A 24,862-nucleotide genomic window follows, 5' to 3' on the forward strand; every position below is an offset into this window, starting at 1 on the left:
GGTCGCCCGTTCGACCCAGCCTGCCTGCCAGAATCCGCCGAGTTGACGGATGGCATTGCCCGCCGGGATTGCCCGCTAGAATCGACCCTTTCCCACCGGATCAGCGCAATGGCCTCGTTCCTGCTCGGCAAAGGCGTCACCGACGACATCCCGGTTGTGCTGGAGGCCCGCTTCGGCAATCGCCACGGACTGGTGGCCGGCGCCACCGGCACCGGCAAGACCGTGACCTTGATGACCCTGGCCGAAGGCTTCTCGCGGCTGGGCGTTCCGGTGTTCCTGGCGGACGTGAAAGGCGATGTCGCCGGCCTGGCCGTGGCCGGCGACGGGGCACCCGGCGTGCTGCAGCGCGCCAACGATACGGGCATGACCGACTACGCCCCGGCGGCTAACCCGGTGGTGTTCTGGGACCTGTATGGCCAGCTCGGGCATCCGGTACGTACCACCGTCAGCGAGATGGGCCCCACTCTGCTCGCCAGGATTCTGGAGCTCAACGACACCCAGTCCGGCGTACTCGATATCGTGTTCAAGCTGGCCGACGACCGCGGCTTGCTGCTGCTGGACCTGGACGACCTGCGTGCGCTGCTCGCGCTGGTGGTCGAAGAGCGCAAGGAGCTCTCCACCAGTTACGGGCTGGTGTCCAGCCAATCGGTGGCCGCCATCCAGCGCGCCTTGCTGCGCCTGTCGCAGGACGGCGGCGAACAGTTCTTCGGTGAACCCGCGCTGGAGCTGGCCGAACTGATGCGCGTCGCACCGGATGGCCGTGGCGTGATCGGCATCCTGGCTGCCAACCAATTGGTGCTCAAGCCGAAGCTGTATTCCACCTTCCTGCTGTGGCTGCTGTCGGAACTGTTCGAGCGCTTGCCCGAAGTGGGCGACCTGGAACAACCCAAACTGGTGTTCGTCTTCGACGAGGCGCACCTGCTGTTCGACGATGCGCCGGCGACGCTGGTGCAGCGCATCGAACAGGTGGTGCGCCTGATCCGTTCCAAGGGCGTGGGCGTGTATTTCTGCTCGCAGTTTCCCGATGACATTCCCGACAATATCCTCGGCCAGCTCGGCAATCGCGTGCAGCACGCCTTGCGCGCCTACACGCCGCGCGACCAGAAGGCGGTGAAGACCGCCGCGCAGACCTTCGTCGGCAATCCCAAGCTCGACGTCGCCACCGCCATCTCCAGCCTGGGTACCGGCGAGGCGCTGGTGTCGCCGCTGCAGGGCAAGGGCGTACCGGCGCCGGTGCAGCAGACATTGATCGCCCCGCCGCGTTGCCGCATGGGCGCCATCAGCGAGACCGAACGCGCGCAGGTGCGCGCCACCAGCCCGGTCGGCACCCGCTACGACACCGCGATCAATCGTGAATCGGCTGCCGAATTGCTGGCGCGCCGCGTCGAACAGGTGGCCGAACACAACGCAGCCCCACCCGCCCGCACTCGCGCAGACGACGACGCGCACGACAGCGGCTTCGGTCAGGCGGTCAAGGACGCGGTCTTCGGCACCAGCCGCCGCCAGGGCATGCTCGAAGCGATGGCCAAGCAGACCTCGCGCACGGTGGGCAACAAGATCGGGCAGCAGATCGTGCGCGGCATCTTCGGCAGCATTTTTGGTGGGAAGCGTTGATCGGCTTGATCATCGCCGCCGACACGGCTCGATGACGCCGTCGCCCTGAAGGGCTACCGGGTGCTGGCGTGGACGGACTCCAACACACCATGCAACTTGGCGTACTGCAACAGCATGATGGTCTTGGCATCGGCGATCTCACCTGAATCGATCATCGCCAATGCTGCATCCAGGGACAGCTCCAGCACTTCGATCTCTTCGCCGTCTTCTTCAAGTCCACCGCCCTCGCTGACCTTGTCGTCGTCGACGTATTCGCCGACGAAGAAGTGCAGGCGTTCGGTGACCGAGCCAGGGCTCATGAAGGCCTCGAACACCTTGCGCACGTTGTCGATCCGGTAGCCGGTTTCCTCTTCGGTTTCCTTGCGGATGCAGGTCAGCGCATCGTCCTGGTCGAGCAGGCCTGCGCAAGCTTCGATCAACATGCCATCCGGGTTGCCATTGAGCAGCGTCGGCAGGCGGAACTGGCGGGTGAGCATCACCGTCTGCCTGGCGCGGCTATACAGCAAAATGGTGGCGCCATTGCCACGGTCGTAGGCCTCGCGCGACAAGGACTGCCAGCGGCCGTCCTTGCGCTGGAAATCGAACGTCACCTTGCGTAGCACATACCAGTTGTCCGAGAGCACATCGATGCTGCGAATGCGGACCTGCGGGTTGCCGGTGGCAGAGGGAATCAAGCGACACTCCTTGTGATGCGAGCGATGGCGGTGCCATGGTTGCGGCGCGCGCGGTCGCTCGTAGGACCGCGAGCGTGCGGCGGGCCACCATTTTACCCGTCGCTCCGCTGGAACCTGAAACAGTCACGCACGCAACGCATCGACGGTCTGCCGATGCGCTCGCGGTACTGTCGGACACAGCATGCTCCGATGCAATGCCGGCACTGATGCATGGCCTGGCCAGCACTATCCAGACCATACCCGCGACATGTCGCCGGTCGCTGGCGATCCTGGTTCGTCGGCTTGCCTTGCCTCAATTGCATGGGGGCGCACCTCACCGCACAATCCGCTCACATCACACGCCTGGGGAGCGTCATGGAAGACCGTTTTCGCGCACGCACGGTGGCCGCGCAGGCTGCGCCTGCACCGTTCTGGACCCGCATTCCCGCCATCGCCACCTACCCGCTGCGTGGCTCGGCGCTGTATGCGCTGATCGCATTGACGCTGTGCGGCGCATTGCTGGTGCTGCCGGGCATCCTGAAACTGGTGATTGCCGGTGTGCTGGGCATGGCGACCTACACCTATGCCTTCGACATTCTGCGCCACACCGCCGATGGCCAGACCGATGCGCCACGCCTGGGCTATAACAGCTTCGACAGCGCGGTACTGCGCCTGATCCTGCTGGCCATCGCGCTGGGCATCGTGATCGGCGCGGGGGCCGTGATCGCCGGCCCGTTCGGGCTGACCATCGCCTATCTGGGCACCATGTTGCTGCTGCCGGGCATGCTGATCTCGTTGGCCATCGACGGCAGCCTGCGCCGGGCGCTCAATCCCGCCGTCTCGATCGACATGGCGCTGCGGATCGGCTGGCCATATCTGGCCGCCTACGGCCTGCTCTACGTGATCCAGGGAGCGGTACGGCAGCGGTCTTTTTCGCTACCAGATACCTACCCCCGCTCGTGCGCGAAGCCACGGTCATGGCGACCTCGATCTGGACGCTATTCGCCAGCTTTCACCTGCTGGGGTATCTGGTGTACCAGTACCACGAGGAGCTCGGCTACGTGCCCAGCAGCGGGGCCGCGCACGAACGCCGCGACCCGGATCAGCGCCTGCTCGACGAAGCGGAACAGTATGTGCGCGACGGGCATTCCGACGAAGCCTTTCAGGCCTTGCGTGGCGCGGTGCGCTCGCGCGCGGTGAGCCTGGCGGTGCACGAGCTCTATCAGCGCCTGCTGCGCCAACACCATCGCAACGACGAGCTACGCGAACACACCCGCCAATACATCAATCGCCTGTTGCAGGAAAAGCAGGAACGGCGCGCGCTCGCGCTGCAGCGCGAAGCGCTGGACATCGACGCCACGTTTACGCCGCTGACGCCCGAGCAGGCCAACCTGCTGGCCGAGCGCGCAAAGATGGCCGGGCAGTTCCAACTGGTCACCGATGGCCTGCTGGCCGCCATCGCTGCATGGCCGCGCGACCCGATGCTGCCCGCCTGGTCGCTGGACGCCGGCTTGCTGCTGGCCGAGCGCTTCGGTCGCGATGATCAAGCGCGCGCGGTATTGCAGGACGCAATGGATCGCTGCGACGACGAAGCACTGCGCGCGAAGCTGGAGGCGGCACTGAAAGCGGTGACGATTCAGCCGGCGTGATCGGCTGAAGTCTCCTTCTGCAGGTTCCAGACAGACAGATCCCGTCAAGCGCAGAACCACGCATGTCAGGCAACTCGACTGGCCTTGCCCTCCCAGCGTCGCGCGAGTCAGAGAGCACGCGTCGAGCAGAAATCGCTCACCCGTTCTCAAGCAAAAAGCGCGCCTTGTTCGCCTGTCCCTGCTCGGGAAACTGATCCAGCACCTGTCGCAACAAGCGCGTACGTTGCGCACCGTCCTGCAGCTCACCGTGACGCAAGGCAAGCACGAACCACTGTTGGGCTAATTCGTCGCGGGGCGTAGTCAGTGCGCTTTCTTTCAACAGGCGCTCGGCATCGGCCAACAGGCCGTTACGCATGCACGCAGCGATCAGCGCCCTGCGCGCCGTCAGACTGCAGGCAGTCTTGGCCTTGCTGAGTTCGGCGGCGACTGCCAGCTGGATGCGTGTCTGTTCGGCGCTGTGGGTGTGCAGGGCCAGCAGCGTCTCGGCATGGCGCAGGCTGTCCTGGCTGCGCCCTGCATGACGTGCCGCGCGATAGCGCGCAAGCGCAACCTCCAGATTGTGCGGCTGCTCGCGCGCCAACTCCGCCAGCAAATGTTCGGCCTCGGCGTTTTCCATCCGGCCCAGATGGCGCTGCGCCCGCTCCCAGCGATCGTCCACCGCAACCGTGTCTCCCTCCTCCATAAATGCCGGCCGGGTTTGCCGCAATACCACAAGCAAGGCGCCCAGCAACGCACCGCTCAGCAGTCCCCCCGCATGCGCTTCGAAGGCGACTGCACCGTCGTCGCTGGATGCCAGGCTGTACAACTCCCAGCCCAGCCACAGCGGCAATAGCAGGATCGCCGGGCCACGCGCGTAATTGAAGACCACGAAAAACCAATAGAAAAAGCGCACCCTGCGACGGCCCCATACCATGCAGAACGCGCCCATCAGGGCGGCGATGGCGCCGGACGCACCCAGACCGCCACCGGGCTCGCCCCAACGCCACCACAAGCTGGCCAGGCTGGCGCCGAATCCGCCGAGCAGATACAGCACCAGGAACCAGCCGCTGCCGATCGCGCCTTCCAGCAAGGTACCCAGGGCAAGCAGAAACAGCATGTTGCCCAGCAAATGATCGAAGCTGCCGTGCAGGAAGGTGGCGGTCAGCATGCGCGCGGGCGACCATTCGGAACTGCGTTGCACATGGCGCAGCGTAAATATCCTGGACAGCCGCGCGTCGTAGTGCGCACGCAATGCGCGCCATTCGCGCAGGCGCGCGTCGTCGTTGAACAGTGTGCCGCTGCGCAGTGCGTGTTCGAAGGCGACATCGTGCATCGTCAGGTGCGCCAGATACGCGACGCGTTGCGGCTCAGGCACGCTGTCCAGCTTTGCCTGGCGCGCCGCGCGCAGCTTGGCGTCGGCGGTCTGCTGCAGGTAACGGGTATGTGCATCGGCCTCCAGCGCGCCCAAGCCGGAGTGTACGTAATAGTGCACGGCGCTCTCGACCAGGCTGTCGTCCTTGCGCTGGTAGCCCAGGTAGACCGCCACATTGATCAGCACCAGCAGCAGCGTCACCCAGGGGATGTTCTGGCGCGACCAGGGTTTGTGCAGCGGCATGATCAGCATGACAACGTCCGTGTCCGAGAATGGCGCAAAGCTTCGCTGTGCGGCGGAAGATGCGCAACCACGTCATGCGCGCTAGCATCGCGGCCCCGCCGTTCGAACCTGCCTGACCCATGAGCCGCTGGCGCCCACCTGCCGAAAAAAGCACTGCGCTGATCACGCCCGAAGGCCACGCCCGCCTCAAAGCCGAGCTGGACGACTTGTGGCGCGTGCGCCGCCCCGAGGTGGTGCGGGCCCTGGCGGCAGCGGCCGCCGAAGGCGACCGCTCGGAAAATGCGGAGTACACCTATCGCAAGAAGCAGCTCGGCGAGATCGATCGGCGTGTGCGCTATCTGAGCAAGCGACTGGAAGCGTTGCGCGTGGTGGATACCGCACCTACCGACGCGAACGCAGTGTTCTTCGGCGCACAGGTGGAACTGGAAGACGCCGACAGTGGCGAGCTGCTGCGCTACCGCATCGTCGGCCCGGACGAAACCGATGCCGGACGCGGCTGGATCAGCATCGACTCCCCCCTGGCGCGCGCCCTGCTGAAAAAGCGCGTGGACGACGAATTCGACGCACATTTGCCGGCCGGCAAGCACACATTCGTCGTGGTATCGGTGGATTACGCCTCGCTGTAGCGGATACCCAAGGCGCGGATCGATCCTGGCGCCGTGCATCAGCAACGACGTGATCGACACCCGGAGAACCGAACACCCATTGCCCAGGACTGCCGCGTGGCACGCGGGTACGCTCCCACGCAGGCCACCCTCATGCGGCGATGTCATGCCCAGGCGATGTCGGTCTTGCAGCGCGGCGTGCCGGGACGGCCGCGCGTAGCAAGCCTGGTCGCGCGCAGGCACGCTCCTACGGGTTGGCGTCCCCATGGGGGCGTGTGCGCCGCCGGCTCGGCGCACTCGGGAGCACCGATGCCATCGGCCAGCCGGCGCCCTGCCGTGGCTAAACGATCTGCAGGTTCAAGGTCCGGCCTGGCTGCACCGCATGGCCAGACGGCAGTGCATCACCAAACAGATCGTGCTCGTCGCTGTCGGTGATTTCCACGTCCACCAGATCGCCCACCTTCAAGCCGAGCTCGCCACCGTTCTGGATGTGCACCAGCCCATCGATTTCCGGCGCATCGGCACGCGAGCGGGCCACCGCGATGTCGTCTTCGATCACATCCACCAGGCACTGCTGCACGCTGCCGATCTTGGACTCCAGACGCAACGCAGAGATCTGCGCCTGCTTGGCCATGAAGCGCGCCAGGCGCTCCTGTTTCACTTCTTCGGGCACCGGGTCCGGTAGCGCGTTGGCGCTGGCGCCATCGACCGGCGAATACGCAAACGCACCAACGCGGTCCAGCTGCGCCTGATCCAGGAAGTCCAGCAAGGATTCGAATTCGGCATCGGTCTCGCCGGGGAAGCCGACAATGAAGGTCGAGCGCACGGTGATCTCCGGGCACATCGCCTTCCAGCGCTGCACGCGCTCCAGGGTTTTTTCCACCGCGCCGGGGCGCTTCATCAACTTGAGAATGCGCGGGCTGGCGTGCTGGAACGGGATGTCCAGATACGGTAGCAACCTGCCTTCGGCCATCGACGGAATCACGTCGTCCACGTGCGGATACGGATACACGTAATGCAGGCGCGTCCACACGCCCAGCTCCGACAGACCCTCGCACAGCGCCTTCATGCGGGTCTGGTACAGGCGGTCGCGCCACGGGCGCTCGGCATATTTCAGGTCCACGCCATAAGCCGAAGTGTCCTGCGACACCACCAGCAATTCCTTGACGCCGCCGCGCACCAGCCGTTCGGCCTCGCGCAGCACCTCATCCACCGGGCGCGAGACCAGATCGCCGCGCATCGAAGGAATGATGCAGAAGCTGCAGCGGTGATTGCAGCCTTCGGAAATCTTGAGATACGCGTAATGGCGCGGGGTCAGCTTGATGCCGTAGTCCGGCACCAGATCCACGAACGGGTCGTGACGCGGCGGCAATGCGGCGTGCACTGCCTCCATGACGCTCTGGTAGTCCTGCGGGCCGGATACCGCCAGCACTTGCGGGTATGCCTCGCGAATCTGCTCCGGGCGCTTGCCCAGGCAGCCGGTGACGATGACCTTGCCGTTGGCGTTCATCGCCTCGCCGATCGCGTCCAGCGATTCGGTCACTGCCGAATCGATGAAGCCGCAGGTGTTGACCACCACCACATCGGCAGCGTCGTAGCTGGGCACGATGTCGTAGCCCTCCACACGCAGCTGGGTGAGGATGCGTTCGGAATCGACGAGCGCCTTCGGGCAGCCGAGGCTGACGAAGCCGACTTTGGGGTTCAGCTGGGACATGGAAGCAGGAGCCTGGGAAACGGAGCGGCCTGGGGCCTGAGCGGGTCAATTATAGCGGTGCGGGGGCGGCGCTCTGAACCGCATGCCGCGCAACGCGGGGCCATCTTAGCGGAACCCTCACCTTCACCCCCGCCGATCCGGTCGATAATGCGCGCCTCCCCGGACTGCAGCAGGAGTTTCCATGGGTCACTGGACCACGCTCGACACCCCCGACGGCCAGGTTGCCGCCTGGCACGCCACGCCCGCTTCCAGCCCGCGCGGCGGCCTGGTGGTGATTCAAGAAATCTTCGGCGTCAACGAACATATCCGCGCAGTGGCCGACGACTACGCCGCACGCGGCTATGAGGTGCTGGCACCGGCCTTCTTCGATCTGGAAGAAAAGGACGTGCAGTTGCCGTACGACCAGCAAAGCCTGCAGCGCGGCCTGGCGCTGGCCAATGCGGTGGGCCTGGAGCGCGCCGTGGAGGTGGTGAAATCCGCTGCCACCCTGCTGACCCGCGCCGGCAAGGTAGGCACGGTGGGCTACTGCTGGGGCGGCTCGGTCGCGCTGCTGTCGGCAATTCGCCTGGGACTGCCGTCGGTGAGCTACTACGGCGGCCGCAACACCCAGCTGCTGGACGCCCCCCCCAAGGCGCCGGTGATGTTCCACTTCGGCGAGCGCGATGCCAGCATTCCGCCCGAAGCGATCCAGGCCCATCGCGAGAAACTCCCGCAGATGGAGACCTTCGTGTATCCGACCGGGCATGCCTTCAACCGCAGCATCGACCCCACCCACTACGACGCCGACAGCGCCGAGCGCGCATTGGAGCGCACCCTGGGCTTCTTCGCGGCGCATCTGGGATGAGCGACACCGCACCGGGCACGCCTGCGGGCGGTTTCCTGCTCGATCCGCGCCTGGCGGCCGACACGGTGTTCGTCGCCGACGGGCCGCTGTCGCAGGTGCGGCTGATGGACGACGCCCGCTTCCCGTGGCTGGTGCTGGTGCCACGGGTGGCCGATGTCAGTGAGTGGATCGATCTGGATGGTGGCCAGCAGCGTTTGTTGATGGCCGAAATCAACCAGCTCTCGCAGTTGCTGCGCGCCGAACCTGCGGTCAGCAAGCTCAATATCGGCGCGCTGGGCAATATCGTGCGGCAGCTACACGTGCATCTGGTCGGCCGTCACCCCGGCGATGCCGCATGGCCCGGGCCTGTCTGGGGCAGCGGGAGTGCGCAGCGCTTTGTGCCCGAGACGTTGCAGCAGCATGTCGCGGCGTGGGCGCAACGGCTACGATAGGCGCCTGTCCTTCAACCAGTCTTCCGCATGAAATCCAATGTCGTCGCCGCGCTGATCCTGATCCTCGTCGGCCTGCTGTTCCTGGCCAACAACCTGGGCTGGACCAATCTCAGTCTTGGTCGCTTGATCGCCACCTGGTGGCCGGCTGCGCTGGTCGCTTGCGGGATCGGCATGCTGTTCGGGCGCGGCAAGTAGGTGAAGCTGGGCCTGGGGAGTTGGGAGTCGGAATTGGTCAGAGCTGGCCATCGGCGCTGCTGACCCTCCAGCCGATGGGCGGATTGACGCTTGCGAGTTGATGTGCGGTGCTGCGCTCGGGTGGCGCAGTTGCACCGAATGAGGCGCCCGACATGACGTTTGTCATCTGCGATTGTTGACTTCCGGCACCTGATCGTGGGGCGCATCGGGCGCAGCATGGCCTCATACCCAACGAGGACATCGCCATGAACTACCGTCTGATCCCCGCCCTGTTCCTGATTGTCATGGGCGCGCTGTTTCTGCTGGACAACCTGGGGCTGGCCCATATGGATGTGGGCAACCTGATTGCGACCTGGTGGCCGGTGTTTCTGATCGCCGCTGGCGTGCGCCACCTGCTGCGCTACCGCCAGAAGGCTGCTGCGACCTGCTGAAGGTCACGGCCGCGCCATTGCACCAGGAGCGGCCAAAGACCCGGCGAGCAGCCGTCAGACGGGCATGGACGAACCGGAGTGCACGCGTGGCACATGCCGATTCCGAGTATCGGTCGCGCCCGCCTGGCGGCGAGCGCAGTCGTTTCGGTCGCTGCTTCAAGTACGCGGCAGGGTTACGCCGGTCTGGCCCTGATACTTGCCGCCGCGGTCCTTGTACGAGGTCTCGCAGACCTCGTCGGACTGGAAGAACAGCATCTGCGCCACGCCTTCGTTGGCATAGATGCGCGCCGGCAGCGGCGTGGTATTGCTGAATTCCAGGGTCACGTGGCCTTCCCACTCCGGCTCCAGCGGGGTCACGTTGACGATGATGCCGCAGCGTGCGTAGGTACTCTTGCCCAGGCACACCACCAGCGTGTCGCGCGGGATGCGGAAATATTCCACGGTGCGCGCCAGTGCGAAGCTGTTCGGCGGAATGATGCAGACATCCGATTCGATATCGACAAAGCTGCCGGGATCGAAGTGCTTGGGATCGACGATCGTCGAGTTGATATTGGTAAACACCTTGAACTCGCGCGAGCAGCGTACGTCGTACCCGTAGCTGGAGGTGCCGAAGCTGACGATGCGCTGCCCGGCAGCATCGTGCTTGATCTGTCCAGGCTCGAACGGCTCGATCATCGCGTGCTGTTCGGCCATGCGCTTGATCCAGCGGTCGCTCTTGATGCTCATGCGGTGTTCCTTGAAGACGGAAGGCGGCGGGCCGAGCGGCCCGCGCGAAGACGGCGAATTCTACCAGCGGCCGGCAGCTGCAGCCGGCCGGCCGCGTTACAGCAGCGATGCCGAAATCGGGATGCTGGCGCGTGGGCGCTTGCCCAGTTCCTCGGCAAGCCGCGTCGCCGCCGCCAGGTAGGCCTGGGCTGCCACCGACTCCGGCGTGGCTACCACGATCGGCTGACCCGCATCGCCCTGTTCGCGGATCGCAATCTCCAGCGGCAACGAGCCCAGCAACGGCACGCCGTACTGCGCCGCCATGCGCTCGCCGCCGCCTTCGCCGAACAGATGCTCGCGGTGACCGCAGTTGCTGCAGGTATGCACGGCCATGTTCTCGACGATGCCGAGCACCGGCACCTCGACCTTCTCGAACATCTTCAAGGCCTTGCGCGCGTCCAGCGTGGCGATGTCCTGCGGCGTGGTGACGATCACCGCACCGGCCACCGGAATCTTCTGCGACAGGGTCAACTGGATGTCGCCGGTGCCCGGCGGTAGGTCGATCAGCAGATAGTCCAGGTCGTCCCACAGGGTGTCGCTGAACAGCTGGGTCAGCGCGGACGTCGCCATCGGCCCGCGCCAGATCATCGGGGTGTCCTGATCGACCAACAGGCCGATCGACATCGCCTCGATCCCGAACGCGCGCAGCGGTTCGATCGACTTGTTGTCCGGGCTATCCGGCCGGCCGCTCAGGCCCAGCATTGCCGGCACGCTCGGCCCATAGATATCGGCATCCAGCACACCCACCCGCGCGCCCAGCTGACGCAGCGCCAGCGCCAGATTCACTGCAGTGGTGGACTTGCCCACCCCACCCTTGCCCGACCCCACCGCGATGACATTGCGGATGCGCGGATGCGGCGCCAACGCGCCCTGCACCGCATGCGCGGCGATTCTGCGTTCGCCGGTCATGCGCCAACCGCCTGCGCAACAGCGCGCGCCGCCAAGAAACCACTTTCCACCATCGTGTTCATCGCCTACCCAACATGTCGTGTGCCACCGCGAGCAACGCGAACATCGCTTTGCGCGGCATCAAAAGAAGGGCGTGAGTGTACCGGCTCGGTCGGAAGCAACTGGCCGGTTCGCTCGCGCGACCAAATGCGCGCGCAGTCACTGCGTGACATTCAGTGACAAATTTCGCAAACATGGACACAAGATTAAACAATTGTTACGTTCAAAACACAGTTCAGCTGGCGCTCAGCGAACACAACTATGCAAATCGAATCTCAGCAAGGAATCTGCGAAATCATGTCGAGCCGTACCTCGCAACGCATCCGTCGCCACCGCCTTAGTACTGCACTTTTCGGCGTACTGGCCGCAGGCAATGCCGCCGCCCAGTCCGAAAACGGGGTCGCACCCGATACGACCGATCTGGACAAGGTCACCGTCACCGGCTCGCGCATCGCACGTACCGGCTTTGTCACGCCTTCGCCGGTGACTGCCATCAGCGCCGAAGAAATCCGCGCCACCGGCGCGACCACCATCAGCGACTTGATGGCGCGTATGCCGGCGCTGGCGCCGAGCTACACGCTGGGCAACTCCACCCGCTTTATCGGCACTGCCGGCCTGGGTCTGCTCGATCTGCGCGGGATGGGCGTTGACCGCACGCTGGTGCTGGTCAACGGCCGTCGCCACGTGGGCTCCAGCCCGGGCTCGACTGCGGTGGACGTCAACACCATTCCAGTGGAATGGGTCGAGCGCGTGGAAGTCATTACCGGCGGCGCGTCGGCGGTGTAAGGCGCCGATGCCGTTGCCGGCGTGGTCAATTTCATCCTCAAGAAATCGTTCACCGGTTTCGAGACGCGCGCGCAAACCGGCCTGGCCGACGAAGGCAATTACAACCGCTCATTTGCCAGCTTTTCTGCCGGCACCGATTTCGCAGGCGGCCGCGGCAACATCGCGGTGTCCGGCGAATACAGCAAGCAAGATCGCTTCGGTCGCGGCAACCGCGCCATCGGCCGCGAGTACCTGGTGAGTGTGCCCAACCCCGCGTTTGACCCCACCCTTCCGCCGAGCGAGCGCAACCCGCAGAACGTGCTCAGCGGCCCCGGTGGCAACCATTCGACCTCCTACGGCGGCACCTTCAATCTGGGCACGTTCGATTTCCGCAACCCGGCAAGCTACGGCAACCGCTATCTGTTCAACGACGATGGCAGCTTCCGTCGCAACCGTTACAACGGCACGGTGGTGAGCAACACCTCGTGCGTGGATTGCGATTTCGTCGACCTCAACGCGGTGGCCGACCTGCAGCCCGGCTTCGATCGCAAAAGCGTCAACACCATGATCAACTTCGAGATCAGCGAAAACCATCGCGTGTTCTTCGAAGGCAAGTACAGCGAAACCGATTCGGAATTCTTCGGCCAGCCCGCATTCGACAGCTCGCTGCGCGTGCGTCGTCAGAACCCCTATGTCAGCCCCGAACTCGGCGCCCTGATGGATTCGCGCGGCGCCACGCAGATCCTGATGAACCGCTTCAATGTCGATGCCGGCCGCCGCGGCGAAAACATCGAACGCAAGACCTACCGCGCCGTTCTCGGCGCCGAAGGCAACGTCACCGACAACTGGACCTACGATGTGTCGGCCAACTACGGCAAGACCACGGTGGACCGCCTCAACCTCAACAACCGCATCAACGAACGCTGGCAGGCCGGCATCGACGCCGCACGCGATGCCAGCGGCAGCATCGTCTGCCGCACCACGCTGGATCCGACTGCGGTGAATCCCCACACCGGCCGCGTGTACTCGGCACTGGCCCGCGAAGGCTGCATGCCCTTCAGTGTCTTCGGTAACGGCGCGGTCGCCCCGGAAGCGGCCGCGTGGTTCAACACCACCGCGCGTTCGCAAGCCAGGATCCAGCAGACCGTGTTCAGCGCCTCGGTGGCCAACAGCAACCTGCTGTCGCTGCCGGCAGGCGACATCGGCTTCGCCGGCGGCGTGGAATACCGCAAGGAACAGAGCGAGGAAGTCACCGACCCGTTGGCCGCGTCGGGCGCGACTTTCCTCAACGCCATCCCGAACAGCGGTGGCGACTACAGTGTCAAGGAAGTGTTCGTCGAGAGCACCATTCCGTTGCTGGCCGGCCTGCCGGGCGTGGATCGTCTGGCCCTGGACGTTGCAGGACGCTATTCGGACTACAGCAGTATCGGCTCGACCAAGACCTGGAACATCGGTCTGGACTGGACCATTATCCCGTCGCTGCGGTTGCGTGGCACCCTGGCCCAGGCGGTACGCGCGCCCAGCATTGGCGAGCTGTACGACTCGCAGAGCGAAAACTTCGCCACCATCAACGACCCCTGCAATTACCTGCCCACCAACATCAACCGCCCCGGCACCGCCGGCGATGTGGCGTTGCGTCAGGCCAACTGCAGTGCGCTGGGCATTCCGGTGGGCTGGATCGACACCTACACCGCGACCCGCCCGGGCGTGAGCGGCGGCAATCCGGAACTCAAGCCGGAACGCGCGCGCAGCCTGTCGTACGGCCTGGTGTGGCAGCCGGAGTTCTTCGAAGGGTTCGGCATGTCGATCGACTACTGGCGCATCGACCTGCGCGATGCCATCGGCGCCGTGACGGCGGAGACCAATGCCACGCGCTGTGTGGATAACCCCGGTGGCATCGGCAATAGCTTCTGCGGTTTCGTGCAGCGTGCACCGCTGGGTGGTTTCACCGACCCACAGGGGCGCATCTATCCCGAACACAGCATCATCGGGTGGCAGGCGCTGAATGAAAACCTGGCGCGTTCGCGTCGCGTGGGCGTGGATCTGGAAATGGACTACCGCTTCCAGCTCGGCCAAGGCAATACCGTGCTGCGGTTCGTCGGCACCCGCCTGATCCAGTCGCGCGAGTGGGTATTCCAGGACTTTCCGCAGGAATACGACGAGTACGTGACCTACGTGACCGACCCGCGCTGGCGTGCGCAGTTCCAGACCAAGTACAACTGGAACGCGTGGCGCGCGTCGTGGGACATGAACTACGTGGACGGCAACCTGCGCGTGACCCCGGAGAGCTATAACAGCAACCCTGGCTCGGCCAGCCCGATCAAGAACGGCTCGTACGTGTATCACAACGTCCAGTTCGGCTATCAATTCCCCGGCTCGAAGATCGACGTGTACCTGGGCATCGACAATGCCTTCGACAAGGATCCGCCGCGCAACTACTTCGGCTCGGATTTCACCTCTGCGCTGTACGACAACGTGGGCCAGTTCTTCTATCTGGGAACGACAGTGCGATTCTGACGGCCTCACGCGTATCGAAAAAGCCCCGCTTGTCGGGGCTTTTTTGTTGCGGCCTGGCGACGCGATGGATCTTCGCTCGCGGCTAAAAACACCCAGGAACGTGCGATCTGGTCGAGCAGGTCGTGCAATCTGTATCGAACGTAACCATTAATTGGCAAGCCCGCTCCAGGTCGTTTGCCTAGGTGTGCAACACAACGCCACTTTGTGCCGAATTCCTCACTTCCGATGCGGATTCGAGTTATTTCATTAACAAATCATGTCAGATGCTTGCACTCGGTAGCAGGCATTCATTACGTTCGGGTTAAGGCCATCTGACTCCCCGATGACCGCCCTTATCCGAACTCCAGTTGAAAGGTCAGGAATGAGCAATCAGTTTCGTCGCCAAGTCCTCAAACGCACCGCCCTTGCTGTCGTGCTCGGTGCTTGCCTAACCAACGGCGCGGTCTACGCGCAAAGCACCACCGGCAGCATTTACGGCAGTGCCCCGTCCGAAGCCGGCAGCACGATCGTCGTGCAGAGCGACACCGGTCTCAGCCGCACCATTACGGTGGATGCAAATGGCCGCTACAACCTCGGCTCGCTGCCGGTGGGCGCCTACACCGTCACCCTGAAGCGTGGCGATCAGGTGGTCGACACCCGCAAGAATGTGCAGCTGCGCGTCGGCTCGGGCACCGAGGTCTCCTTCGCTGGCGCGGCCGCATCGGGCGGCAATGCCGATGCAACCACGCTCGGTGCGATCACCGTCACCGCCGCAAATGCACCGAAGATCGATGTCAGCTCCACCAGCGCGCGCTCGGTGATCACGTCCGAGCAGTTGGCTACCTTGCCGCTGGGCCGTAGTGCGGAAGCGATTGCCCTGCTGGCGCCGGGTGCGGTGTCGGGTGCAGGCGCATTCAACAACGGCTCGCGCTCCGTAGTGTCTTTTGGTGGCTCAGGCGTCACAGAAAACGCTTACTACATTAACGGCTTCAACGTTAGCAACCCGCTGAGCAACCTCGGTGGCGTGAGCTTGCCGTACGGCGCCATCGACCAGCAGGAAACATATACCGGCGGTTACAGCGCCAAGTACGGCCGTTCTACGGGTGGTGTCATCAACCAGCTCGGCAAGCGTGGCACCAACGAGTGGCATTTTGGCGTGCAAACGGTGTGGGAGCCGGACTCGCTTGCGAGTTCGCGAGGAGACGTGTGGTTTCCAAATGCAACATTGCCTGCAGGATATAAGTACGACACGCCTGACCAGCCAGGCACGCTATATCGCGCCGGCAAAGACAACAAGCAGACGCGGACTGTCTACAGCGCCTATGCAGGCGGCCCCTTGATCGAAGATCGGCTCTTCATCTTTGTGGCTGGCGAATCGGAGAAGGTTGACGGCGTCAGCACCAATGCCAGCAGTGACTCCATCCAGGCGCGCAACAATTACGAGTACAGCACGCCGAAATTCTACGGAAAACTGGATTGGAACATCAACGATAGCAATATCGTTGAATACACTCGAATCCAAAACACCGACAGGCGAAGCGGTTACTACACAAGCTTTGACTACGACGGTCTTGTAGGTGGTGACCGCACAGGCACATATCCCGACACCTACAAAATCAAGGACACCTACGACGTTTTCAAGTACACCGGCTATATCACCGATGACTTGACCTTGAACGCAACCTGGGGCCGCAGCACCCAGCACAACCAGCAGTTCAATCCCTTCATTTCCGACCTTCCATTCCTGGGAAGTGTGACGAGCCAGAATCCGGCCATTACTGGTGGTACGCCGATCCGCAACAATCAGGCTACCAATCGGGCAAAAGCTGATGATCCAATCAATAAGAGCCGCAGCTTGAGGCTGGAATTGAATTATCGGCTGGGGGACCACGACCTGACTGCAGGTGTGGACAACATGTATTTCAACGCCTATGACGAGGGCGTACGCACCACGGGTCCTGGTTACCAGTGGATCTATGGTCGAGCAGCCGACGAGCAGACGGCGGTGCGCCCGGGCCTCGGGGTCGGTGTCACCGGCCCTGGCTCGAATGGTTATTACGCACAACAGCGCATCTTCACTACAACGACCAGCATGGCAGTCGAACAGAAGGCGTACTATTTGGAAGATCGTTGGCAGGTTAACGATCGATGGTTGCTGACCTTGGGTATTCGCAATGATCAGTTCACCAACTACAACAGCGACCATGTCGAATACGTCGATAGCGGTGACCAGTGGGCACCGCGCTTCGGGGCAAGCTGGGATGTCTTCGGCGATTCTTCGCTGAAAGTTTTCGCCAACCTTGGCCGCTATTATCTTGCACTCCCTAACAGCGTGGCGATCCGCGGCGCCTCGGCTTCGACCTATACCGATGAGTACTTCACTTACACAGGTATCGATGCCAATGGCGAACCGACGGGCCTGACACCCATCGGGCCGGGTCCTGTTTCATCCAATGGCGAGTATGGTCAGGCACCGGACCCAAATGCTTTTGCCCCGACCGATCTGAAGTCGCAATATCAAGACGAATTCATCCTCGGCTTTGAAAAGACCCTGGGCGAAAGCTGGAACTCCGGCGCCAAATTCACCTATCGCAAGTTGCAGAGTGCGATTGACGATGTATGCGACACCGCGAAGATTGCAGACAAGCTCACAGCAAGCGGCATTGATGCTGATGCAGTCGAAATTCCTGGCTGCGTGATGTTCAATCCCGGCAAGACCAACACCTATGACTTGGCCAATGCTGATGGATCCGGCTATACCCAGGTGCGGATGTCGCAGCAAGACTGGGGCTTCACTGACAAGGCCAAGCGAAGCTATGTCTCGGTCGACTTATTCCTGGAACATCCATTCAACGAGAAGTGGTATGGCCGCGTCGATTACACCTGGTCACACAGCTATGGCAACACTGAAGGTCAGGTTAAATCGGATCTTGGCCAGGCAGATGTGTCCAAGACTCAGGACTGGGATGCCGCCGCACTGATGTATTACGCGGGCGGAAGCCTTGCCAATGACCGTCGCCATCAACTGAAGGCCTTTGGTGCCTATCAAATCAGCCCAGAGTGGATGGCGTCGGCCACGCTCCGCGTGATGTCTGGCACACCAAGAACCTGCCTTGGTTATTTTGAAGATGGACTGGACCCGATCAGCTACGGATCCGCATACCACTACTGTGGTGGCCAACCCTCTAGGCCTGGCGACGCAGGTCGCACGCCCTGGATCAAGAATCTGGATCTTGGCGTGACCTATCGTCCGTCGTTTGCCGACCACAAGCTGGCTGTCGGCCTACAGGTCTTCAATGTGCTGAATGACCGTAGCGCCAATCGCGTTGATGGCGTCTATGAAACCGATCCGGGCCTGGTGTCCAACACCTATGGCATTGGTCTGCAGGACTACAGCTACAACACGCCGCGTTACCTGCGTCTCTCTGCTTCCTACGACTTCTAATCGCAGGACCCTGGAGGCGTCCATGCGACGCTTCCAGGGATCACGTTATTTACTCCAAGGCCTCGGTTTCCGGGGCCTTTTTCTATGCACCGAGAGTCCGAGGCGAGTTCTCACCCTACCCAAAATCACCCGCGCCGCATTATGTCCAGGCGCGCCGGTCACGCCGCCGCCGGGGTGCGTCCCCGAGCCGCACAGATACAGCCCCGGTACCGCACCGCGATACGCACCCTGGCCCACTAGCGGGCGTGCGCTGAACAGCTGATTGAGGCTGAGGGCGCCGTGGAAGATGTCGCCGCCGACCAGGCCGAAGATGCGTTCCAGATCGAGCGGGCTCAGCACTTGCCTGCCCAGTACCGATGTGGCGAACCCAGGCGCGTAGCGTTCCACCGCGGCGATCATCAGATCGGCCACCTCTTCGCGGTAATCGTCCCACCGCTTGCCGTCCGGCAGTTGCGGGGCCACGTGCTGGCAGAACAGGCTGGCGACATGCTGACCCGGCGGCGCAAGGGTGTCGTCCAGGGTGCTGGGAATGAGCAGTTCGACCACGGGCTCACGCGACCACCCGAAAGCGCGCGCGTCGTGCCAGGCGCGGTCCATGTAGTCCAGGCTCGGTGCCAGGATGATGCCGGCGGTCAGATGATCGCCACTGCCGGGCAACGCCGTGAAGTCCGGCAGGCGCGAGAGCGCGACATTCATGCGGAAGGTGCCCGACCCGCAGCGGTAATGCGCAATACGTTCGCGCGTTGTCGCAGGCACGTCGTCTTGCCGCATCAGGCGCTGATACAGCAGTTTCGGGTTGACGTTGGCCACGACCGCGCGAGCACGGACGGTTTCGCCGGCAGTCGTGACGACACCGACCGCACGTCCCTGCTCCACCAGCACGCGCTCCACCGCGCAGCCAGTATGGACCTGCGCCCCGTGCTCGCGCGCGCTGGCGGCCATGGCCTGAGTGATCGCGCCCATGCCGCCAATGGCATGGCCCCACGCCCCCTTGACCCCGTTGCTCTGCCCGAACACGTGGTGCAACAACACGTACGCTGTGCCGGGCGTGTAAGGGCTTGCGTAATTGCCGACGATGCCATCGAAGCCGAACAAGGCCTTGATCGGCGCGCTTTCGAACCAGCGGTCCAGATACTCGGCCGCTGAAATCGTAAACAGGTCCAACAGCTCCTGGCGCAATGTCAGCGGCAGGCCCTGCAACTGCAGCCCGAGCTTGCCTGCCCGCCATAGCTGCGGCAATGCCTGCAGCCAGCCGCCATCGGTGACATCGGGCGGTGGCTGCAAGGCCAGCGCACGCAATACATCGGCCAGTTGCTCCAGCCGCGCTTCGTAGGCGGGCAAGGCAGCCGCATCCCGCGCTGAAAACCTGGCGACTTCCTGTGCCGTGCGCCCTGCCCCGGCAAGCAGATAGTCGCCGTTCGGCAACGGAAGAAAATTATTGATGCGTCGCGGCACCACCCGCAGGCCATGGCGCTCCAGTGCCAGATCGGCGATGACCCTGGGCTGCAGCAACGACACCGTGTACGCCGCCACCGAATTGCGGAAACCGGGATGAAACTCCTCGGTCACCGCCGCACCGCCGACCACCTCGCGCGCTTCCAACACCAGCACCCGTTTGCCGGCCCTGGCCAGATAGGCAGCGCACACCAGCCCGTTGTGGCCGGCGCCGATGATCAGTGCATCCAGGGGTTCAGAGGCGATAGCCATGCACCGGTATATAGCACCGCTCACCCGCGCCCACCACCTGGCAGCGGCAGCGTATGCGCGCCTGCCCGTCGCTACCGACGCAACACCGCGCCGGCGCATGCAGTGGTAGGCGAACAGCAGCCGCTGCAAGGTGCGGCTGGTGTTTGGTGCAGCAAGTGGCACGCTTGATGATTCGAGGTAGAGCACGCCGACGCGCCCAGCCGGCAGCTGCACGTTGTGTGATCGGCAGTGCCGCCGTTGCCAGTTGGGGATGGCGGGGCGGCTCAACCCGTGGAAGGCACCACCGCGCCCCCACAAGCTGGCGCCTCGCCCGGCCCTCTACGCCCCGCACCCATGACCTTCGACACCATGCCATCCGGCTGGCGAGGCGTAGAGTGCCGGCCACGGCCCCGGCGACGGGGCTTCCCATTGATGCTTCTGGAGTCCTTCGTGATTCGTACACCTCATTTATTGACGCTGACCCTGGCCGTGGCCACCGCCCTGAGCGGTTGCAAGAAGTCCGAAGACGCCGCACCGGCGGCACCGGCGGGCGACACTGCCGCCGCCACCCCCGCGGCACCCAAGACGCTGACCCTGGACCAGAGCAAGCTGCCGGCGGTGAACCAATTCACCGCGGCCGACCTGGACCCCAACAGCAACGCCTGCACCGATCTGAACGCCTACGCCAATGCCAAGTTCCTGGCCGCCAACCCGGTGCCGAGCGATCGCACCAGCTGGGGCGCGTTCGAGATGCTTGACGAGCGCTCCAACGCGATCCAGCGGCAGCTGGTGGAACAGGCCGCAGCCGACAGCAAGGCCACCGGTGTGGAAAAGATCGTCGGCGACCTGTGGTCGACCGGCATGGACGAAGCCAAGATCAACGCACAGGGCATCGAGCCGCTGAAGCCGGAGCTGGCTGCCATCGACGCCATCAGCGACCAGACCAAGCTGGTCGACTATCTGCGCAGCAGCGCAGCCAAGGGCAACAACGCGCTTTTCGGCTTCGGCGCCGAAGCGGACTTCAAAAAGTCCAGCCAGAACATCGCCTATGCCATGCAGGGCGGCCTGGGCCTGCCGGACCCGGAGTTACTACACCAGCCCCGCCAACAAGGCCAAGCTGGAGGCGTATCAGGCGCACGTGGCCAAGGTGCTGGAACTGTCCGGCGTGGCTGCGGCCGATACCGCTGCGCAGGCCAAGCAAGTGGTCGCTTTCGAAACCCGCCTGGCCAAGGTCTCCAAGACCAGCACCCAGATGTCGCGCGACGCCTCGCTGGCCTATAACCCGATCTCGCCGGCCGAGGCCGACAAGCTGACCCCGAACTGGTCGTGGACCGAGTTCTTCAAGTCGCAGGGTGTGGCCACACCGGAGATGTTCTCGCTGGCGATCCCGGCCTTCCACCAGGAAGTGAGCAAGATGATCGCCGACACCGACCCGGCGATCTGGCGCGCGTACCTACGCTTCCACACCGTCGATGGCGCTTCGCCGTTCCTGAGCCAGCCGTTCGTCGATGAGAACTTTGCGTTCTACAACAAGACCATGCGCGGCCAGAAGGAAATCAAGCCGCGTTGGAAGCGCGTGCTGGTCACCATCAACGGCCAGGCCGGCGAAGCGCTGGGCCAGCTGTACGTCAAGGTCGCCTTCCCGGCCGATTCCAAGGCCAAGATGGAAACCCTAGTGACCAATCTGCGTACCGCGCTGAAGGCCCGCATCGAAAAGCTGGACTGGATGAGCCCGGAGACCAAGACCAAGGCCATCGCCAAGTGGGAAAGCTTCACGCCCAAGATCGGCTACCCGGAAAAGTGGCGTGAGTGGAACGGCCTGAGCACCGGCCGCGACAGCTACCTGGGCAACGTGATGGCCGCCCAGGAGTTCAACTACAAGTGGAACCTGTCCAAGATCGGCAAGCCGGTGGACAAGACCGAATGGGGCATGAGCCCGCAGACGGTCAACGCGTACTACAACCCGCTGCAGAACGAAATCGTGTTCCCGGCCGCCATCCTGCAGCCGCCGTTCTTCGACCCGAATGCGCCGGAGGAAATGAACTACGGCGGCATCGGTGCAGTGATCGGCCATGAGATGACCCACGGTTACGACGACCAGGGCAGCCGCTTCGGCGCCGATGGCAACTTCATCCCCGATCCGGGTTGGTGGACGCAGAAGGATCTGGACGCGTTCAAGGCGCGCACCGGCAAGCTGGTGGCGCAGTTCGACGGCTACCGCACGCCGGCCGGCGACAAGGTCAAGGGCGACCTGACCCTGGGCGAAAACATCGCCGACCTGGGTGGCCTGAACACCGCCTACGACGCCATGAAGGCCGCCACTTCCGGCAAGGACGACCCCAAGACCGACGGCATCACCCGCGACCAGCACTTCTTCCTGAACTGGGCCACGGTGTGGCGTCGCAACTTCACCCCGGAAGAACTGGTCGTGCGCCTGAAGACCGACCCGCATGCACCGGCGAACTTCCGCGCCATCGGCGCACCGTCGAACATGCCGGCATTCGCCGCCGCGTTCTCGTGCAAGGCGGGCGATGCGATGGTGCGTCAGGGCGACAAGCAGGTCGTGATCTGGTAATTGCGCAGTCGCGGTAAAACGACGGGCGGCCATCGAAAGATGGCCGCCCGTTTTCTTTGTACGCCCGGTATTTCCCGCCTCGTCTTCTCCATATCCACCAGCCGGCACCAACGACCGATGCAGGCCGCCCCTGCACTGGATGACCTTTCCTGCACACACGCATCGCCAGACGCATGCCGGCCAACGCGTACAACGCACATCCTGCTGCGACGCCATCGCTGCGCCTGGCCGCAAGCGCAGGCTGTACGCAAGACCCGCAAACACCAGCTGCAACGCGGTGCGATCTGTAATCGCGCCTGCATGCAAGCCTCAACAAAACTCAACGCACACGCCCCTGGTGATGGGTCCGCTTATGCTCGGCGTTTATCCCTGCGACTGGCGCCCATGTCACCCACCAAGACCTCCTCGCTTGCCCTTGCCCTGCTGGTCGCCCTGACAGGCTGCCAACGCGAAGCGCAAACCAGCAGTACACCGGAAAAGACCGCAACCTCGGCACCTGCAGCGACGCCAGCGGCAGCGAAACCTGCGTTCGATATCGGCGAACTGGATGCAGCCACCAACCTGTCGCCCACAAGATCGGCATGCTGTATGCCTCGGGCATGGATGAAGCGGCCATCGAAGCGGCCGGCGACCAGCCGATCAAGCCACAGCTCGACGCCATCGCCGCGCTGACCTCAGGCAAGGACGTCGCCGACTACATCACGCGTCGTTTTGCCGAAGGCGATGCGCTGGTGTTCGATTTCGGCGCACGTGCCGACTTCAAACATGCCGACAGACAGATCGGGTTTGCGCAGGAAGATGGACTCGGCCTGCCGACCAAGGAGTACTACACCTCGCCCGAATACGCCCCCATTCGCGAGGCGTATCTGGCTTATATCGCCAGATCCTTCGAGCTCACCGGCAGCACCGCAGACGCCGCCAAGGCACAGGCGAGCGAGGTCCTGGCGCTCGAAACGCGGCTGGCGGCCGCCTCGCTCACACGCACCGAGGCGCGCGACCCCAAGAACCAGTATCACTTCGTCAGCACGGCCGAGGCCGACAAACTCACGCCGCACTTTGCATGGAGCAATTTCTTCGCTGTGCAAGGCCTCGACAGCGGTGCCGGCTTTTCCCTGTCGCAGCCGCGGTTCTTCGCTGAATTCGATCGTCAGCTGGCGAACGCACCGATCGCACAATGGCAGGCCTATCTGCGCTTCCACACCATCGACGATGCATCCAAGCAGCTCAGCAAGGCCTTCGTCGACAACAACTTCGCCTTCTATGGCAAAACGCTTTCCGGACAACCCGAACAGCAGCCGCGTTGGAAACGCGTATTACGCACGGTCAACGGCGCAATGGGCGAAGGGCTGGGGCAACTCTACGTCGCCAAGGTGTTCACGCCGGAAGCCAAACAGCGCGCCAGCGACTTGGTGGACAACGTGCGTATTGCGCTCAAGGCGCGCATCGAAAACGTCGACTGGATGAGCCCGGAAACCAAAGCCAAGGCCATCGCCAAGTGGCAAACATTCCTGCCAAAAATCGGCTATCCCGACACCTGGCGCGACTGGTCTGGGCTGGAGATCGTGCCTGGCGCGTATTACCGCAACCTGCAGGCAGCAGCGAAATTCAATTATCACTACGACATCGCCCAGATCGGCAAGCCCACCGACCGCATGCGCTGGCAGATGACCCCGCAGACCGTCAATGCATATTACGACCCCAGCACCAATTCCATTAATTTCCCGGCTGGAATTCTGCAACCGCCGTTCTTCGACGCCAGTGCGGACGATGCCTTGAACTACGGCGGCATTGGCGCGGTGATCGGGCACGAAGCCACGCACGGCTTCGACGATGAAGGCAGGCAGTTCGACGGCGCCGGCAACAATGTCGACTGGTGGACGCCGCAGGACCGCAAGGCCTTCGAGCAACGTGCCGAACGACTGGTCAAACAGTTCGATGCCTACGTGCCGCTGCCCGACCACCCCACCGTGCACGTCAATGGCAAGCTCAGCCTGGGCGAAAACATCGCCGACCTGGGCGGTACCAACGTCGCCTACGATGCGTTGCAGTCAGATCTGCGCGCGCATCCGGAACGCGCCATCGCGATCGACGGGTACAGCCCGGATCAACGTTTTTTCCTCAACTACGCACGCAGTTGGCGTGGGCAGACACGCGAACAGCAGCAACTGGTCTATCTGGCGAGCGACCCCCATGCGCCCGACAACCTGCGCGCCATTGCCCCGCCCTCGAACATGCCCTCCTTCGCCAAGGCATTTTCCTGCAAGGCCGGCGATGCGATGGTGCGGCCAGAAAAAGACCGCGTGGTGATCTGGTAAGCGTGCACAGGCGGCGGCTGCAAGCGCTTCCACCACGATGGACCCGGCACAGGCCCGCACGCGCGGGCCTGTCGCATTCATGCAGGCGGCCGGCAGCGAGCACGAACCGGCGCGCGCGCCTGCCTGCGCGACACGCA

General features: G+C 63.6%; 13 protein-coding genes and 4 pseudogenes. 11 read left to right on the forward strand and 6 right to left on the reverse strand.

All coding sequences use genetic code 11. From position 1 onward, the window contains the following. The first annotated feature begins 108 nt into the window (after window positions 1–108). Complete coding sequence (locus J7360_RS07535) at window positions 109–1,614, forward strand: helicase HerA-like domain-containing protein (RefSeq protein WP_057661681.1); 1,506 nt, start codon at window positions 109–111, stop codon at window positions 1,612–1,614. A 53-nt stretch (window positions 1,615–1,667) separates the two neighbouring features. On the opposite strand, the gene nudK is transcribed toward J7360_RS07535, so the two are convergent. Continuing rightward, window positions 1,668–2,288 (reverse strand): GDP-mannose pyrophosphatase NudK, encoded by a 621-nt coding sequence (gene nudK / locus J7360_RS07540; protein ID WP_057661678.1) that lies wholly within the window; start codon window positions 2,286–2,288, stop codon window positions 1,668–1,670. Between the two features lie 354 nt (window positions 2,289–2,642). On the opposite strand from nudK, the pseudogene J7360_RS07545 reads away from it, so the two are divergent. After that, a pseudogene (locus J7360_RS07545) lies at window positions 2,643–3,916 on the forward strand (hypothetical protein). A 136-nt stretch (window positions 3,917–4,052) separates the two neighbouring features. Here the strand turns inward: J7360_RS07545 and J7360_RS07550 are convergent. Then, window positions 4,053–5,519: a rhomboid family intramembrane serine protease gene (locus J7360_RS07550; RefSeq protein ID WP_209033580.1), complete on the reverse strand. Its 1,467-nt coding sequence runs from the start codon at window positions 5,517–5,519 to the stop codon at window positions 4,053–4,055. A gap of 110 nt (window positions 5,520–5,629) precedes the next feature. Between J7360_RS07550 and greB the strand changes: the two genes are divergently transcribed. After that, window positions 5,630–6,136 (forward strand): transcription elongation factor GreB, encoded by a 507-nt coding sequence (gene greB, locus J7360_RS07555; RefSeq protein WP_007963950.1) that lies wholly within the window; start codon window positions 5,630–5,632, stop codon window positions 6,134–6,136. A 319-nt stretch (window positions 6,137–6,455) separates the two neighbouring features. On the opposite strand, the gene rimO is transcribed toward greB, so the two are convergent. Further along, window positions 6,456–7,829 carry a 30S ribosomal protein S12 methylthiotransferase RimO gene (gene rimO, locus J7360_RS07560; protein WP_209033583.1) on the reverse strand — a complete coding sequence of 458 codons (1,374 nt, stop codon included), beginning with the start codon at window positions 7,827–7,829 and terminating at the stop codon, window positions 6,456–6,458. A gap of 181 nt (window positions 7,830–8,010) precedes the next feature. Between rimO and J7360_RS07565 the strand changes: the two genes are divergently transcribed. The 4 genes from J7360_RS07565 (at window position 8,011) to J7360_RS07580 (ending at window position 9,730) form a co-directional block, all read left to right on the forward strand. Beyond that, a complete protein-coding gene (locus J7360_RS07565; RefSeq protein ID WP_209033585.1) occupies window positions 8,011–8,673 on the forward strand; it encodes a dienelactone hydrolase family protein in 663 nt (220 codons plus the stop codon). Next, complete coding sequence (locus tag J7360_RS07570; RefSeq protein ID WP_057661482.1) at window positions 8,670–9,104, forward strand: HIT family protein; 435 nt, start codon at window positions 8,670–8,672, stop codon at window positions 9,102–9,104. The genes J7360_RS07565 and J7360_RS07570 overlap by 4 nt, the downstream gene beginning before the upstream one ends. 27 nt (window positions 9,105–9,131) lie before the next feature. Continuing rightward, the gene (locus tag J7360_RS07575; protein WP_003486900.1) at window positions 9,132–9,299 is read left to right on the forward strand and encodes a DUF5668 domain-containing protein; all 168 of its coding nucleotides are present in this window, start codon (window positions 9,132–9,134) and stop codon (window positions 9,297–9,299) included. A 245-nt stretch (window positions 9,300–9,544) separates the two neighbouring features. Further along, window positions 9,545–9,730, forward strand: a complete 186-nt coding sequence (locus J7360_RS07580) for a DUF5668 domain-containing protein (protein ID WP_022559000.1) — start codon at window positions 9,545–9,547, stop codon at window positions 9,728–9,730. Window positions 9,731–9,886: 156 nt separating this feature from the next. Here J7360_RS07580 and dcd read toward each other — a convergent pair whose 3' ends face one another. After that, window positions 9,887–10,456 (reverse strand): dCTP deaminase, encoded by a 570-nt coding sequence (gene dcd / locus J7360_RS07585; RefSeq protein WP_005912996.1) that lies wholly within the window; start codon window positions 10,454–10,456, stop codon window positions 9,887–9,889. 96 nt (window positions 10,457–10,552) lie between these two features. Continuing rightward, entirely contained in the window at window positions 10,553–11,404 is an 852-nt protein-coding gene (gene apbC, locus J7360_RS07590; RefSeq protein WP_007963958.1) for an iron-sulfur cluster carrier protein ApbC, read from the reverse strand. 336 nt (window positions 11,405–11,740) lie between these two features. On the opposite strand from apbC, the pseudogene J7360_RS07595 reads away from it, so the two are divergent. Next, window positions 11,741–14,725: pseudogene (locus J7360_RS07595) on the forward strand (TonB-dependent receptor). 361 nt (window positions 14,726–15,086) lie between these two features. Beyond that, a complete protein-coding gene (locus J7360_RS07600; protein ID WP_007963962.1) occupies window positions 15,087–18,149 on the forward strand; it encodes a TonB-dependent receptor in 3,063 nt (1,020 codons plus the stop codon). A gap of 45 nt (window positions 18,150–18,194) precedes the next feature. On the opposite strand, the gene J7360_RS07605 is transcribed toward J7360_RS07600, so the two are convergent. After that, the gene (locus J7360_RS07605; RefSeq protein ID WP_244667783.1) at window positions 18,195–19,856 is read right to left on the reverse strand and encodes an NAD(P)/FAD-dependent oxidoreductase; all 1,662 of its coding nucleotides are present in this window, start codon (window positions 19,854–19,856) and stop codon (window positions 18,195–18,197) included. A gap of 411 nt (window positions 19,857–20,267) precedes the next feature. On the opposite strand from J7360_RS07605, the pseudogene J7360_RS07610 reads away from it, so the two are divergent. Together J7360_RS07610 and J7360_RS07615 are read left to right on the forward strand one after the other, a co-directional pair. Beyond that, window positions 20,268–22,410: pseudogene (locus J7360_RS07610) on the forward strand (M13-type metalloendopeptidase). 384 nt (window positions 22,411–22,794) lie between these two features. Then, window positions 22,795–24,725 (forward strand): annotated as a pseudogene (locus J7360_RS07615) (M13 family metallopeptidase). Window positions 24,726–24,862 lie beyond the last annotated feature (137 nt).

This window comes from Xanthomonas sp. D-99, from assembly GCF_017746145.1.
Classification (GTDB): Bacteria; Pseudomonadota; Gammaproteobacteria; order Xanthomonadales; family Xanthomonadaceae; genus Xanthomonas; species Xanthomonas cissicola.

Excerpts from the sequence above, each read along its gene's own strand:
- greB (WP_007963950.1), top strand. The coding sequence starts at position 5,630 with ATGAGCCGCTGGCGCCCACCTGCCGAAAAAAGCACTGCGCTGATCACG.
- dcd (WP_005912996.1), bottom strand. The coding sequence starts at position 10,456 with ATGAGCATCAAGAGCGACCGCTGGATCAAGCGCATGGCCGAACAGCAC.
- J7360_RS07570 (WP_057661482.1), top strand. The coding sequence starts at position 8,670 with ATGAGCGACACCGCACCGGGCACGCCTGCGGGCGGTTTCCTGCTCGAT.
- J7360_RS07605 (WP_244667783.1), bottom strand. The coding sequence starts at position 19,856 with ATGGCTATCGCCTCTGAACCCCTGGATGCACTGATCATCGGCGCCGGC.
- J7360_RS07535 (WP_057661681.1), top strand. The coding sequence starts at position 109 with ATGGCCTCGTTCCTGCTCGGCAAAGGCGTCACCGACGACATCCCGGTT.
- J7360_RS07550 (WP_209033580.1), bottom strand. The coding sequence starts at position 5,519 with ATGCTGATCATGCCGCTGCACAAACCCTGGTCGCGCCAGAACATCCCC.
- rimO (WP_209033583.1), bottom strand. The coding sequence starts at position 7,829 with ATGTCCCAGCTGAACCCCAAAGTCGGCTTCGTCAGCCTCGGCTGCCCG.
- J7360_RS07565 (WP_209033585.1), top strand. The coding sequence starts at position 8,011 with ATGGGTCACTGGACCACGCTCGACACCCCCGACGGCCAGGTTGCCGCC.
- J7360_RS07580 (WP_022559000.1), top strand. The coding sequence starts at position 9,545 with ATGAACTACCGTCTGATCCCCGCCCTGTTCCTGATTGTCATGGGCGCG.
- J7360_RS07575 (WP_003486900.1), top strand. The coding sequence starts at position 9,132 with ATGAAATCCAATGTCGTCGCCGCGCTGATCCTGATCCTCGTCGGCCTG.
- apbC (WP_007963958.1), bottom strand. The coding sequence starts at position 11,404 with ATGACCGGCGAACGCAGAATCGCCGCGCATGCGGTGCAGGGCGCGTTG.
- J7360_RS07600 (WP_007963962.1), top strand. The coding sequence starts at position 15,087 with ATGAGCAATCAGTTTCGTCGCCAAGTCCTCAAACGCACCGCCCTTGCT.